The organism is Brachybacterium phenoliresistens (genome assembly GCF_039530785.1).
GTDB lineage: Bacteria > Actinomycetota > Actinomycetes > Actinomycetales > Dermabacteraceae > Brachybacterium > Brachybacterium phenoliresistens.
Genome location: NZ_BAAAOW010000007.1, coordinates 36699 through 50659 on the forward strand (window position 1 = coordinate 36699; position 13961 = coordinate 50659).

The 13961-nt window shown below is 74.3% G+C and carries 10 protein-coding genes; 5 read left to right on the top strand and 5 right to left on the bottom strand.

The window, feature by feature from the left end:
• Positions 1–7: 7 nt before the first annotated feature.
• The 4 genes from ABD234_RS14220 to ABD234_RS14235 form a co-directional block, all read right to left on the bottom strand.
• Positions 8–310 (bottom strand): urease subunit gamma, encoded by a 303-nt coding sequence (locus ABD234_RS14220; RefSeq protein WP_038372127.1) that lies wholly within the window; start codon positions 308–310, stop codon positions 8–10.
• Positions 311–317: 7 nt separating this feature from the next.
• Positions 318–1985 (bottom strand): purine-cytosine permease family protein, encoded by a 1668-nt coding sequence (locus tag ABD234_RS14225; protein WP_344357452.1) that lies wholly within the window; start codon positions 1983–1985, stop codon positions 318–320.
• A gap of 105 nt (positions 1986–2090) precedes the next feature.
• On the bottom strand, positions 2091–3266 hold the full coding sequence (locus ABD234_RS14230) for a YncE family protein (RefSeq protein WP_344357455.1): 1176 nt from the start codon (positions 3264–3266) through the stop codon (positions 2091–2093).
• Between the two features lie 362 nt (positions 3267–3628).
• Complete coding sequence (locus tag ABD234_RS14235) at positions 3629–4669, bottom strand: GNAT family N-acetyltransferase (protein ID WP_344357458.1); 1041 nt, start codon at positions 4667–4669, stop codon at positions 3629–3631.
• 298 nt (positions 4670–4967) lie between these two features.
• Here ABD234_RS14235 and ABD234_RS14240 point away from each other — a divergent pair, with 298 nt between their 5' ends.
• A complete protein-coding gene (locus ABD234_RS14240; RefSeq protein WP_344357461.1) occupies positions 4968–7085 on the top strand; it encodes an oxidoreductase in 2118 nt (705 codons plus the stop codon).
• Between the two features lie 46 nt (positions 7086–7131).
• Here the strand turns inward: ABD234_RS14240 and ABD234_RS14245 are convergent, their stop codons facing one another.
• A complete protein-coding gene (locus ABD234_RS14245) occupies positions 7132–8604 on the bottom strand; it encodes an alanine/glycine:cation symporter family protein (RefSeq protein WP_344357464.1) in 1473 nt (490 codons plus the stop codon).
• Positions 8605–8740: 136 nt separating this feature from the next.
• On the opposite strand from ABD234_RS14245, the gene ABD234_RS14250 reads away from it, so the two are divergent.
• The 4 genes from ABD234_RS14250 to ABD234_RS14265 all read left to right on the top strand — a co-directional run bounded on the left by ABD234_RS14250 (position 8741) and on the right by ABD234_RS14265 (position 13461).
• Positions 8741–9586: a LysR family transcriptional regulator gene (locus ABD234_RS14250; RefSeq protein ID WP_344357467.1), complete on the top strand. Its 846-nt coding sequence runs from the start codon at positions 8741–8743 to the stop codon at positions 9584–9586.
• A gap of 94 nt (positions 9587–9680) precedes the next feature.
• The gene (locus tag ABD234_RS14255) at positions 9681–10529 is read left to right on the top strand and encodes a serine hydrolase (RefSeq protein WP_344357470.1); all 849 of its coding nucleotides are present in this window, start codon (positions 9681–9683) and stop codon (positions 10527–10529) included.
• A gap of 18 nt (positions 10530–10547) precedes the next feature.
• Complete coding sequence (locus ABD234_RS14260) at positions 10548–11459, top strand: PfkB family carbohydrate kinase (RefSeq protein ID WP_344357473.1); 912 nt, start codon at positions 10548–10550, stop codon at positions 11457–11459.
• A gap of 82 nt (positions 11460–11541) precedes the next feature.
• Positions 11542–13461 (top strand): penicillin-binding transpeptidase domain-containing protein, encoded by a 1920-nt coding sequence (locus tag ABD234_RS14265; protein ID WP_344357476.1) that lies wholly within the window; start codon positions 11542–11544, stop codon positions 13459–13461.
• The last annotated feature ends 500 nt before the right edge of the window (positions 13462–13961 follow it).

Below are 13961 nucleotides of genomic sequence, written 5' to 3' on the forward strand. Positions count from 1 at the left end.
GGGCCTCCTAGGAGATCGGGTGGTGGATGGTGACGAGCTTGCGCCCGTCGGGGAAGGTGGCCTCGACCTGCACGTCGGCGAGCATCTCGGGGACGCCCTCCATGACCTGCTCGCGGGCGAGGACCTCGCGGCCGGCGACCATGAGGTCCTCGACGGCGCGGCCCTCGCGGGCCCGCTCGATCACCCAGCAGCTGAGCAGGGCGACGGCCTCGGGATGGTTCAGCAGCACTCCCCGCTCCAGGCGGTCGCGGGCCACGTTCCCCGCGACCGCCAGCAGGAGCTTCTCGACATCGGCCGGGCTCAGGTGCATCGGGCGTTCACCGCTGGGCCGGCAGGACGTGCTCGCCCGTGCGGTCCGTGGACAGGGCCAGGGAGCTGAGGTACAGCGGCTCCCCGTCGGGCCCGGTCTGCGCGGAGGCGATCATGTCGGGGCGCTCGAAGTCCATGCCGGTGACGTGGCAGGTGAGGGTCTCGCCCGAGGGGTTGCCGTGCTCGTCGTACATCGGCACGTCGATGCCGTCGTCGGTGCGGCGCAGGTAGTAGCGGCCCTGGGTGATGATCGCCATCAGCGGGGTGGCGACCAGGGCGATGCCCACCGCGAACAGCGGCGAGAACGGCTGGACGGCCGCACCGAAGGCGCCGAAGAAGATCGCGATCGAGAACCCGCCGGAGAGAACCAGCGAGACCACGCCCACCGGGTTCCAGTCGTAGAGCATCCCGCGGCGGAACTCGGGCTTCTTCGGGGAGAGCTTCAGGAGGTGCTTGTTGATGACGATGTCGGTGGCGACCACGCAGATCCACGACATGGCGAGGTTCGCGTAGAACGACAGGATGCTGTTGAGGAAGTCGAACATGTTCGCCTCCATGAGCACCAGGGCGATGCCCAGGTTCACGCCCAGGAACACGAGGCGTCCCGGGTAGCGGCGGGTCACGCGGGTGAAGGAGTTCGTCCAGGCCAGCGAGCCGGAGTAGGCGTTGGTGACGTTGATCTTCACCTGCGAGATGACCACCAGGATCACCGCCAGGGTCAGCGCCAGCCAGGCCGGCATGAGCTGCTCGTAGGTGGCCAGGAACTGCTGGACGGGCTCGTTGGCGAACTCGCGGGCGCCGGGGACGTTGGCGACGAGGTAGATCGCCAGGAACATGCCGAGGATCTGCTTGATCGCGCCGAAGACGACCCAGCCGGGCCCGCCGAGGATGGTCGCGGTCCACCAGGCTCGGCGGTTCTGCGGGGTGCGGGGCGGCATGAAGCGCAGGTAGTCGATCTGCTCGGCGATCTGGGCGATGAGCGAGAGGCACACGCCCGCGGCGAGCATCGCGGAGGCGAAGCTGACGCCCCCGCCGCCCTCGCCCTCGAAGGCGAGGAAGGTGCCCACCGAGTCGGGGTGGGAGATCACGAGGTAGGCCACGGGGATGACCATGAGCACCAGCCACACGGGGGTGGTGGCGACCTGCAGCTTCGCGAGGGCCTTCATGCCGTAGATGACCAGCGGGAAGATGAGCACCGTGGAGATGAGGTAGCCCAGCCAGCGCGGGATGCCCAGGCCCAGGTACAGGCCCTGCGCCATGATCGAGCCCTCGAGGGCGAAGAAGATGAAGGTGAACGTCGCGAAGATGACGTTGGTGATGACCGAGCCGTAGTACCCGAAGCCCGCCCCGCGGGTGATGAGGTCCAGGTCCAGGTTGTAGCGGGCCGCGTAGTACGCCAGCGGGAAGCCGGTGAGGAAGATGATCCCGGCGGCCACGAGGATGCCGAGGATCCCGTTGACGGTGCCGTGCGCGAGGCCGATGTTCGCGCCGATGGAGAAGTCGGCGAGGTAGGCGATGCCGCCCAGCGCGCTGGTGGCCACGACGCCGGGCCCCCAGGTCCGGTAGGAGCGCGGGGCGAAGCGGAGGGTGTAGTCCTCGAGGCTCTCCGCGGCGGCGGCGCGGGCGTCCTCGCTGCCGGCGGGTGTCCCCGCGGACGGCCTGGTCTCGACGGTCATCTGGTGCCTCCCTGGGCGAGCGCTGTGGACGCTGGCAACCCTAGGAACGGCGATATCTGGGCCACCCCGCAGATGAGGGCCGTGACCTTTTCGTGATCTGCTGTCTCATGCAGAGGACGACGGCAGGGTGTCCTCGAAGACGTCGATCGAGCCGCCGTAGCTCGCCACCCAGACGCGGCCCTCGCGGGGCTCGTAGGTCACGCCGATGGGGTGGTGGCCGACCTCCTCGCGCTGGATCTCCGCGAAGGCGGCGACGTCGATCTTGGAGACGGTGTCCTCGTAGTAGTTCACGATGTACAGCGCCGTGCCGTCCGGGGAGATCGCCATCGACCGCGGCTCGCGGCCCGTGGGCATCTCGCGCAGCACCTCGCCGGTGGCGGTGTCCAGCTCGAGCAGCCGGTCGGAGCCGGACTCGGTGAGGTACATCCGCGCGGCATCGGGCGAGAGCACCAGGTGGCGCGGCTTGCGGTCGGTCTCGAGCACGAGCTCATGGGTGCCGTCGACGAGATCCACCCGGTACAGCTCGTCGGCATACATCGCGGCGACGTAGGCGGTGCGGTTGTCCGGCAGGATCACGCTGCCGCGCGGGGCGGCGTCGACCGGGATCTGCCGCAGCTCGACGCCGGCCCCCAGATCCAGCACCGACACCGTGCTGTCGCACCAGTTCGAGACCAGCGCCCGGCTCCCGTCCGGGGACACGGAGATGAACTTCGGGACGCGGCCCACCTCGATCACCTGGTCCCAGGCGAGGGTCTGCGCGTCCATCCGGTACACCGCGCTGCGGCCGATGCCCTCGCCGTGGCGGCAGTCGTCGGTCGCGGGCTCGCCGCCTCCCGGGCCGTACAGCCGGTACTGGGAGACGTAGGCGTAGCGGCCGTCGGGGCTCCAGGCCGCCTCGACCGGGGCGCCCCGGGTCCGCCCGGCGCGGTCCTCGAAGCCGTGCTGGGACAGGTCCACCGTGTCCGGGACGGTCGCCACGAGGTCCAGCGTGCTCGCGTCGTACACGGTCGAGCTGTGCCGGTACATCATGTTGTTCGCGATCACCAGGCCGTCGGGGCTCGCGACCACGGACTTGGGGCTGATGTCCCCGGTGATGCGGGTCCGTTCGCCCATCCGCGTGGTGTGCGACGGAGGATGCCGTGGCGGATCGGACGTCGGGCCGGAGGTCGGGGCGGCGCCCGGCGGCTGCTGCGGAGGGAGCGGGACCTCCAGGGCCTCCTCCGAGATGAGGACGACGCAGGTGGTCACGAGCGCCGCCGCCGCGATCAGCGCGGCGATCACGGGACCGGCCCCGCCCGCAGCCCGCCGCCGACCGCCCGGCCCGTCCCCCTCCCCCGGGCCGCTCCCGTGCCCCGGGCTGCTTCCGTGCCCCGGGCGGCTCCGGTCCCCCCGCCCGCTGCCGGAGGGCGGCACCGGCCTGCGCATGTGCTTGCCCCACATCGCCATGGCGACCCCCATCGCTCGCGCCGTGCGCATCGGAGGGCCGTGGTCCGCGGCCGGGATGTCCGATCTGCACGATGTGCCGCAATGTAGGCCGGGGACGCCCCCGGAGCAAGGACCTCCGGGGGCGTGTCGGCTCCCCGGCCGTCGCCGGGGATCGGGCCGCCGGCCCCGCCGGGGCGGTGCCGGCGCCGGTCGCAGGGTCAGAGCGCGGGGCGCCCCTGGAAGGCCACCTCCCGGTGGGAGATCCGGTAGCCGAGCTGCTCGTTGATGGCGATCATCCACGGGTTGACGTGCGAGTTCCACGTCGCGATCCGGTCCAGGTGCGGGGCCTCCGCCGCGAGGCGCCGATGCGTGGCCACCTTCAGCGCCAGCCCCAGCCGATGCCCCCGATGCTCCGGCATGACCAGCGTGTTCTCCTGCCAGCCGAGGGTCGTCCCCTCGCCCGCGTGGAAGTCGACGACGCTGTTCCCGGCGAAGCTGCCGTCCGGGGCGACGGCCACGGCGATGATCTCGCGCGTGCCGGCGTCCCGGCGGCGCTGCTCGGCGATGCGGATCCGCTCCGGGGTGTAGTCCGCGGCCTCGTACTCGAGGTCCTCGTCGGGGTCGTCGAGGTCCAGCTGGTGCAGCAGCACGCCGTAGGCGGCGAGGTGCTCCTCGGGGATCTCGTCCTCGAAGGCGAGCACGCGGTACTCGCCGATCTTCTCCGCGGCCTGCGCGGCCAGCTCGTCCAGCAGCTCGGGTCGCAGCGGCAGGTCGAGCACGCGACACACAGCGACGTTCTTGCGGGCGAGCCCGAAGGTCGAGGCCAGGCGGTTCGCGGGCAGCTGCGGATCGTCCGGGTCCCCGTCCGCGGGGATCGAGCCCCAGGCGGCGACCACGGGCCGGCCCGTCTCGCGGATCGCCGGGACGAGCGCCTCGCGCACGAGCGCGGTGCCGATGCCGCCGCCGCGATGCGCCGGGTGCACGGACAGGTCCACGAACACCTGGTCGAGGTTCTCGGCCAGGGGCACGGTGATCGCGGCGTAGCCGACGATGCTCTCCCCGCCCTCCAGCGACTCGAGCACCGCCGCCCAGTGCCCCCGCTCCCAGTACGGGCTGGGCTGCAGCCGCGCCCGCGACTGCGCGACGGTGAAGCGCTCCTCGCCGCCGAACAGCGCCCGGTCGCACGCCTCGTCCAGGGCGTTGACCTGCGCGATGTCGGCGTCGGAGGCGAGGTCCAGGGGGCGCACGGTGAGGTTCATGCCCGAAGCACACCACGCTCCCACCGGCGACGTCGACGGATTTTCCGGGGTGCGCTTGCCCCTCGAACCTGCTGGTCGCCGAGAGGGCGGGGCGGCGGGGCACCTGTTTAGGGGTCGGCGGTGTGCACGATCGGCGGTCTGAGAGCCGCGAGCCAGGCAATTGCCTGGCTCAAGGACCTGAGGCCGCCGTTCGTGCACACGCCCGCCGTGCTCGCGGGACTGCTGCGCAGCGGGGGCGGCGGGGGTGGGACCGACCGTAAGTTACCCACCGGTCAGCTCGGGCTGGCACAATCACGGCATGTCTGCACCGTCGCCGACCCCCGCGCCCTTCCCCGCCTCGGCGCCCACCGCGCCCTCGGCGTTCCCGGCATCGCCCCGCCGCCTGCTCTCGCCGCTGGACCTGGGGCCGTTCACCGTCCGCAACCGGCTGGTCATGGGCTCCATGCACACCGGTCTCGAGGATCGCGCCGAGGACGTGCCGCGCCTGGCGGAGTTCCTGGCCGAGCGGGCGCGCGGCGGGGCGGGGCTGATCGTCACCGGAGGGTTCTCCCCGGACCTCTCCGGCCGCCTCACCGCGCACTCGCGGGTGTTCGACGGCCGCCTCGCGGAGCGCCACCGCCTGGTCACCCGGGCGGTCCACGAGCACGACGGCCGGATCCTCCTCCAGATCCTCCACGCGGGGCGCTACGCCGCGCATCCCCTGGCGGTCTCCGCCTCCTCCACCCGCGCGCCGATCTCCCCGATCCGTGCGCGGCGGATGAGCCGCTGGGGCATCGGCCGGCTGATCCGCGCCTACGCGGCCACGGCGCGGCGCGCCCGGGAGGCCGGCTACGACGGCGTGGAGATCATGGGCTCGGAGGGCTACCTGCTCAACCAGTTCGCCGCGCCGCGCACCAACCGCCGCCGCGACGCCTGGGGCGGGGACGCCGCCGGGCGCCGCGCCCTGCCGCTCGCGGTCGCCGCGGCCGTGCGCGAGGCGCTCGGCGCCGATCGCCTGCTGAGCTACCGCATCTCCCTGCTGGACCTCGTGGAGGACGGGCAGACCTGGGAGGAGACCCTCGACCTCGCCCAGGGCCTGGTCGCCGCGGGGGCCGATGTGCTCTCCACCGGCATCGGCTGGCACGAGGCGCGCGTGCCCACCATCGCCACCTCCGTGCCCCGCGGCGCCTTCGTGCCGGTCACCGCTCGCCTGCGCGCCGCGGTGGACGTGCCGGTGGTCGCCTCGAACCGCGTCCACGACCCGGCGCTGGCCGAGCAGGTCCTCGCCCGCGGCGAGGCGGACCTCATCTCCATGGCCCGCCCCTTCCTCGCCGATCCGGAGCTGCCGAACAAGCTCGCCGCGCATCGGGCCCGCGAGGTCGTGGCCTGCATCGCCTGCAACCAGTCCTGCCTGGACCGCGTGTTCGTGGGCGAGGGCGCCAGCTGCCTGGTCAACCCGCGCGCCGCCCACGAGACCGCGCTGCGCCTGGTGCCGGTCCCCGCGCACCGCGCGCGCCGCGTGGCGGTGGTCGGCGGCGGCCCCGCGGGTCTCGAGGCCGCCGTCGCCGCCGCCTCCCGCGGGCATCACGTGACGCTGTTCGAGGCGAGCGAGGAGCTCGGCGGGCAGTTCCTGCTGGCCGCCCGGATCCCCGGCAAGGAGGACTACGCCCAGGCGCTCGAGTCGTGGCGGGCCCGCCTGCTGGCCGCGGGCGTCGGCGTGCGGCTGGGCGTGCGGGCCCGGGCCGAGGACCTCGCCGGCTTCGACACGGTGATCGTGGCGACCGGCGTGCGGCCGCGGGAGGTCGAGCTCGCCCCCGCGGCCGAGGGAGGGCCCGTGGTCGTGTCCTACGCGCAGCTGCTGTCCGGGGAGGCCACGGCCGGCAACCGGGTCGCGATCATCGGCGCCGGCGGGATCGGCGTCGACGTCGCCGAGTTCCTCACGGCCCCCACCCCCTCCTTCACCCTGGACGTCGAGGCGTGGCGCGAGCGCTGGGGCATCGGCGATCCCGCGCAGCATCGCGGCGGGCTGCAGCCGCGCGAGAAGGGCGGGCCCGCGCCGACCACGGCCCCCTCCGGCCGGGAGGTCCACCTGCTGCAGCGCAGCACCACGCGCATCGGGGCGGGCCTGGGCCGCACCACCGGCTGGGTGCATCGGGCCGAGCTGCGCCACGCCGGGGTGCGCCAGCACGTGGGCGTCGAGTACCTGGGTCTGGCCCCGGAGGGCCTGCGGATCCGCGAGGACGGCGCCGAGACGCTGCTCGAGGTCGACACCGTTGTGCTGTGCGCCGGGCAGGAGTCCGTGCGGGACCTCGCCGATGAGCTCGCCGCCCTCGCCGACGGCCCCGCCGTCCACGTCATCGGCGGCGCGGAGCGGGCCGCGCAGCTCGATGCCCAGCGCGCCATCCGCCAGGCCGTCGAGGTCGCCGCCGCGCTCTGATCCCCGCGCCCCGCCCGCACGCCTCGGCGGGCGACGCCGCGGGAGGTCAGCGGATGCGCGGCACCGGGATCGGTCCCGTGACGCTGCGGGCGTCCTTCCAGCAGGCGATGCCCGGGACGCCCGGCAGGCGGTCGCGCGTGAACACCGGGTCCACGCCCTCCCGGCGCTGCTGGACGTAGTCGCGCAGCAGGGCGAGCACCAGGCCGGACAGCAGCGCGAGCGCCACGAGGTTGGTGATCGCCATGAACCCCATCGCGGCGTCGGCGAAGCTCCACACCACATCGGCCGAGAGCACCGACCCGGTGAACACGGAGACGACCACGAGCGCGCGGTAGGCATGCAGCACCCGGCGCCGGGTGGAGATGAACTCGATCGACGCCTCGCCGTAGTAGTAGTTGCCGATGATCGAGCTGAACGCGAGCAGGAAGACGATCGCGGCGAGCGCGGTGAGCGACCACTGGCCCAGCGTGCTCGCGAGCGCCGCCTGGGTGAGATCGACGCCGAGGGGCGCGGAGGCCAGGTCGGGGACGCCGGTGAGGATGATGAACGCGGTGATCGAGCAGACCAGGAAGGTGTCGAAGTACACCCCCAGCGACTGCACCAGCCCCTGCTTGACCGGGTGGGTGACCGCGGCGCTCGCCCCCGCGTTCGGGGCCGATCCCAGGCCGGCCTCGTTGGAGAACATGCCGCGCTTGATCCCGGTCAGCACGACGTACCCGAAGGTCGCGCCGACGACCTGGTTGTACCCGAAGGCTCCGGTGATGATCGCCGAGAGCGCGTCGGGGATCTCGCGCCAGGACACGGCCACCACCGCGAGGCCCAGCAGCAGATAGGCCAGCGCCATCACCGGCACGACCGCCTGCGTCACCGAGGCGATGCGACGCACCCCGCCGAAGACGACCAGGCCTGTGAGCACCGCGACGACGAGGCCGGAGACCCACGGCAGCCACCGCAGCTCCTCGCCGCCGGTCAGCGATGACACGGCGCCGCCCATCGAGGCGGAGATGGTGTTGGCCTGCAGCGAGCTGAACGCGAAGGGGAAGCAGACGATGAGGATCACGGCGAACACCACGCCCAGCCACCGCGCCCTCAGGCCGTGCTGCATGTAGTAGGCCGGCCCGCCGCGGAAGCCGTCGCGGTCGGGGACCTTGAACAGCTGCGCGAGGGTGGATTCCGCGAACGCCGAGGCCGCGCCGATGAAGGCCATCAGCCACATCCAGAACACGGCGCCCGCGCCGCCCACGGCGATCGCCGTGGCGACCCCGGCGATGTTCCCGGTGCCGACCCGGGATGCGGCCGAGATCGTGAACGCCTGGAAGGAGGACACCGACTGCGGGGCCCCCGACTCGTCCCGCGGCGTGCGGTCGCCCAGGGTGCGGAGCATCTCCGGCAGCAGCCGGAGCTGGACCAGCCCGGATCGGAGGGTCAGGTACAGGCCGAGGACGACCACGATCGGCAGGACGACCCACGTCCAGAGCTGATCCCCTCGGTCGGCGAGCCATGCGGCGACAGAATCCATCGCACGAGTATGGCCCGCGGGGATCGCCGGCACCGGCGATTGCGGTTCTTCGCGGGCGAGGGCGTTCTCACCTCCTGCCCGCCCTTCCCCGGTGACGGCACGGACCGCGGCCGCAGGAGCGCCCTAGGCTGACCGCATGGACCTGATCCGGCACCTGGAGCTGTTCGAGGCGGTGGCCTCGGAGGGGCACTTCGGCCGCGCCGCGGAGCGCATGGGCATGGCCCAGCCGCCGATGTCCCAGGCGATCAAGCGCCTCGAGGCGGAGCTGGGCTGCGTGCTCCTGGAGCGCACCAGCTCCGGCGCGGTCCTCACCCCGGCCGGGGCGCGGGTGCGCGAGGCCGCCGGCCGGGCCCGTCAGGCCGTGGCGGAGGTCCGGGCCGCCGCGGCCGACCATGCGCTCGCCCCGGTGCGCCTGCTCGTGGATCCCGCCCTGCCGGGCGCGTGGGCGGCCGCGATCGTCCGGGACGCAGAGGCCTCCGGGCTCGCCGTCGACCTCGAGCCCGTCCCCACCGAGGGTGCCCTGCAGCGCGCCCGCGCGGCGGACCTGCCCGCCGTGGTGCTCGCGCCCTTCCGCGCCGAGGGGCTGCGGGCCAGCGGCGCCGCCCCGGCCCTGCTGTGGGAGGCGCGCCACGAGGCCCCGCGCTCGAGAACCACCGCGCTCGTGCACGAGAAGGCCTCCGCGGCGTTCCTCGCGCGGCTGGCCCGGGAGCTGCGCGGTCTCGCCGTGGGCGGGGACCTCGTGCCGATGCCGCAAGCCACCGCCCTGGGACGACTGGCCGCCGGCCGCGTCCACGCGGTCATCAGCACGGAGGCGCCGGTCCTGCCCGAGGCCCTCGCCGGGAGCGTCCGCGTGCGCTCCCTCCCGATCGACCGGGCGTCCGCCGTCTTCCATGCCGTGCTGCGCCGCACGGCCCGGGACCGCGCGACGGTCGCCGTGCACGCGGCGGCCGCCGCGACCCTGGCACGGGTGCACGATGCCTGACCCCTCGACCCCCGCAGGCGGGCCGTCCGTCCCGGGCGCGCCGGATCCGGGCCCCTGCGACCCGGGGACCGGCGGTTCACTGGCTCTGGGCGACGTGCTGCGGATCGCCGACCGGCTGGGCGTGGACGTCGCGGTCGCCGCCGCGCGCGCCGACGGCACGGGCCCCGTGCTCGCCCATCGGTCTCAGGAGCCCTGGCCGGGCGCCTCCCTCTACAAGACCCTCGCGGCCCTGGCCCTGCTGCGCGTCCCCGGCCTCGATCCGTCCGAGCGCGTGACCGTCACCGCGGCGGACCGCGTGCCCGGCGGGGCGGGCCTGTCCCTGCTGGGCGACCCCGTGACCCTGAGCTGGCGCGATCTGCTGCGCTCCATGCTGGTGGGCTCGGACAACACCGCGGCGCAGGTGATCCTGCGCCGTACGGGCATCCCGGCCCTCGACGCGGTCGCCCGCGAGGCCGGGATGACCTCGACCGCCGTGGGCACCACCGCGCAGACGGTCGCCGCGGCCGTCTCCGCGCGCCGCACCGGCGGGAGCGGCACCGGCACGGACCGGGACGACTCGCTGCTCGCCGAGGCCGCCTCCGACGCGGTGCTCGGCTCGACCACCACCGCCTCCGACCAGCTGCGCCTGCTGACGGCCCTGTGGCAGGGTCGTCTCGCCGGCCCGGCGGACACCGAGCTGGTGATCGGCACGATGGGCCGGCTGGTCCAGCGCAGCCGCATCACCAGCGCCTTCGACCACCCCGGCGCCCGGGTCGCGGGACGCACCGGGACCTGGGGTCCGTTCCGTCACGAGAGCGCCCTGGTGATGCATGAGGGCGAGGTGCCGATCGCCGTCTGCGTGCTCACCGAGAGCCTCGAGATCGGACGGCTGCTGCCCGCGGTCGACGACGGCATCGGCGAGATCGCCGCGGCGCTGGTCGGAGAGCTCCGCTCCTCCCGGTGAGGCCCCTACACTGGCCCCATGCCCCGTGTGCTGCACACCGCTCAGGCCCTGGTGGACGTCGTCGTCGAGGTTCCGGCTCTGCCCGAGCGCGGCAGCAACGTGAACGCCACACGGGAGTCCCGCTACGCCGGAGGGGCGGTGAACGTCCTGGTCGCGGCGGCCCGCTCGGGGGCCACGGCCGTCCACGGCGGGGCCTACGGCACCGGCCCCCGCGCCGATCTGATCCTCGAGACGCTGGCCGCCGAGGGCGTGGCCGTGGCCGATCTGCCCGTCCCCGATGCCGACACCGGCACCTGCCTGGTCCTCGTCGAGTCCTCGGCGGAGCGGACCTTCGTGACCACCTTCGGCGCCGAGCGCCGGGTCAGCGCGGAGTCCTTCGCCCGCCTGGAGCCGCAGGCCGGCGACCTCGTCTGCGTCTCCGGCTACAGCCTGTTCGAGCCGACCCGGGACCCCCTGCTCGACTTCCTCGAATCCCTGCCCGAGGACGTGGACGTCGTCCTGGACCCGGGCGCGCCCTTCGCGCAGTTCCCCCGAGCGCTGCAGGACCGGGTGCTCGCGTGCACGAGCGTGTGGACCTCCAACGCCGACGAGGCCCGGGCGACCACCGGGCTGGACTCGCTGCAGGACACTCCCGCCGCGCTGCGCCGCCGCATCGGCCGCCGCGGAGCGGTGATCGTGCGCGACGGCGCCGAGGGCTGCATCGTCTTCCACCACGGGCGCGGCACCCGCATCCCCGGCTTCCCGCAGACCCCGATCGACACCAACGGGGCCGGCGACACCCACACCGGGGTGCTGCTGGCCGAGCGCGCCCTGGGCGCCGATTGGGAGAGCGCGGCCACCCGGGCCAACGCCGCCGCCGCGATCAAGGTGACCCGCCGCGGCCCCGCGACGGCCCCCACCCGCGCCGAGGTCGACGCATTCCTGTCCTGACCTGGCGTCATATCTGCAGGGTGCATTCCCGGCACGTCCGTACCTATTGGACGGATCGCGCCGGCTCCGGAAGGCTTCGCCCATGACCCGTGATCGTCCCCGCCTCGCCCGCCGTCTCGTCCTCGGCGCCGGCCTCGTCGCGGCCGCCGGCGCCGGCGGCGCCCTCCTGCTCACCCGCGGCGGCGACGGCACCGCCGAGGCCGATGCGCTCCTGGCCGCCCTCCGCTCGGGGGACTTCTCCGCCGCACCTCTCGCGGACCCGGACGCCGCCGCGCAGGAGCGCGAGCGCATCATCGGCCCCCTGCTCGCCCTCGACGGCGCGGAGGTCGAGCTCTCCGCGCACGACCTCGCCCCCGAGTCCGACGGCCGCCGCGAGCTGTCCCTGCGCTGGTCCTGGACCCTTCCCGGGTTCCCCGAGCCCTGGGAGGTCGAGGCGGGCGCCGCCCTCGTGCGCGGCGACGAGGGGTGGCAGGCGCGCCTGTCCCCCGCGACGTACGCCTCCGGGCTCGGCGAGCGCGAGCACCTCGAGCTGCGCAGCATCGCCCCGGAGCTCGGCCGGGTGCGGGACCGCCGCGGTACCGAGCTGCTGGGCCCGCGGCAGGTGCTCGTCGTCGGGATCGACAAGACCGCCCTCGATCCCGCCGAGCAGGACGGCGCCGCCCGCGACCTCGCCGCGCTGCTGGGCATCGACGCCGACCGCTACGCCGGGACCGTCGCCGACTCGGGCCCGCAGGCCTTCGTCCCCGCGCTCACCGTCCGCGTCGAGGAGGCGCAGGAGCGGCGGCTCGACGAGGCCGCCCAGCTGCCCGGCTACCACGAGGTCGAGCAGACCCGGCCGCTGTCCGTGCGCCGCGGCATCGCCCCCGGCGTGCTGGGCTCCCTGCGCGAGGCGAGCGCCGAGGACCTCGCCGAGGACCCGTCCCTGCAGGCCGGGGACCTGGTGGGCACCGGCGGGGTCGTCGCCGCGCGGCGCGACCAGATCCTCGGCACGCCGGGAGCGAAGGTGCTGGCCACGGACCCCGACGCCGACCGCTCCCGCGAGCTGCACCGCCGCGACCCCGTCGACGGCACCGAGGTGGCCATCAGCCTCGACCTTAAGCTGCAGGACCTCGCCACCGAGCGCCTCGCCGGGACCGAGGCGCCCAGCGCCGTGGTCGCGCTGCGCCCCTCGACCGGGGAGCTGCTGGCCGCCGCCCTGGGCCCGCGGACCCAGGAGTACCCCATCGGCCTCGTGGGCCGGTACGCGCCCGGCTCGACGTTCAAGACCGTCACCGCGCTGTCGCTGCTGCGCGCCGGCGACACTCCCGACACGGTCCTGCAGTGCCCCGAACGGGCCGTCGTCGACGGCCGCTCCTTCAAGAACGCCGACTCCCTGGACCCCGGGCTGTTCGGGCCGCTGCCGCTGTCGGACGTCATCGCCCACTCCTGCAACACGGCGCTGCTGCTCCAGCACGACCGCGTCTCCCAGGAGGCGCTGGCCGAGGCCGCCGCCGCGCTCGGCGTCGGGCAGGAGGAGCCCGAGGGGCTGGACGCCTACATGGGCGCCGTCGGGACCCCGAACAGCACCACCGAGCATGCCGCGGCGATGATGGGCCAGGGCCAGGTGCTCGCCTCCCCGCTGACGATGGCCGTGGTGCTGGCGAGCGTGGTCCGCGGCGAGACGGTCGCCCCGCGGATCCTCACCGACGCCGAGCCCGCCGCCCCCGCCCCGGCCGTGCCGCTGACGGCGGCGGAGGCCGAGCAGCTGCGCGGCCTGCTGGGCGGCGTCGTCGAGCACGGCAGCCTCGACGACTTCCGAGACCTGCCCGGCGATCCCGTGATCGGCAAGACGGGGACCGCCGAGTGGATCGACGGCGAGGGCGCGCTGAGCCTGCACTCCTGGGTGATCGTCGCGCAGGGCGACCTGGCCCTGGCCGTCTTCGTGGAGAAGGGCAGCTACGGCTCGGTGACCGCGGGGCCCATCGGCCTGGACGTGCTGCGGGGGGCCGCCGATCTGGTGTGAGGATTCCGCTCCTCCTCCCCCTGCAGAGTTGTCCACAAAATCGCCGCCGATGTCCGATATGGGTGGAAACGCGGCGGTGCGGGGAGTATTATGGAGAGCACTCCAGGGGGCCGCAGAAGAAGCGCAGGATGCGGAACCCTGAATGGTGACGATGACGTCCCTCGACACCCCTGTCGCCATTTCTCCCGCGCCCCGTCGAATATTCTCCGTTCCTCCCGTTCACCCTCACCCTTGTGAGGGAGGTGCCACGCTCCATGCTCCAGGAGAACTCCTCCGCTCCCCACGATCCCCCGGACCCGGGCTCTCGCGCCGCCGGCCCGCCCGCGCCTCCCGCCGCGCCCCTGTCCGCCGCGGCTCTGCCCGCCGCCGGCCCCTCCGGCGCCCGCTCGACCCAGCCGGCCCTGCCGTCCCTCGAGCGCACCGCGCCGGACCCCGCCCCGGCCCGAGGCGGGATCGTCCCCTCCGCCCCGATCTCCCCGCGGGCCGCAGCGCTGCTGGCC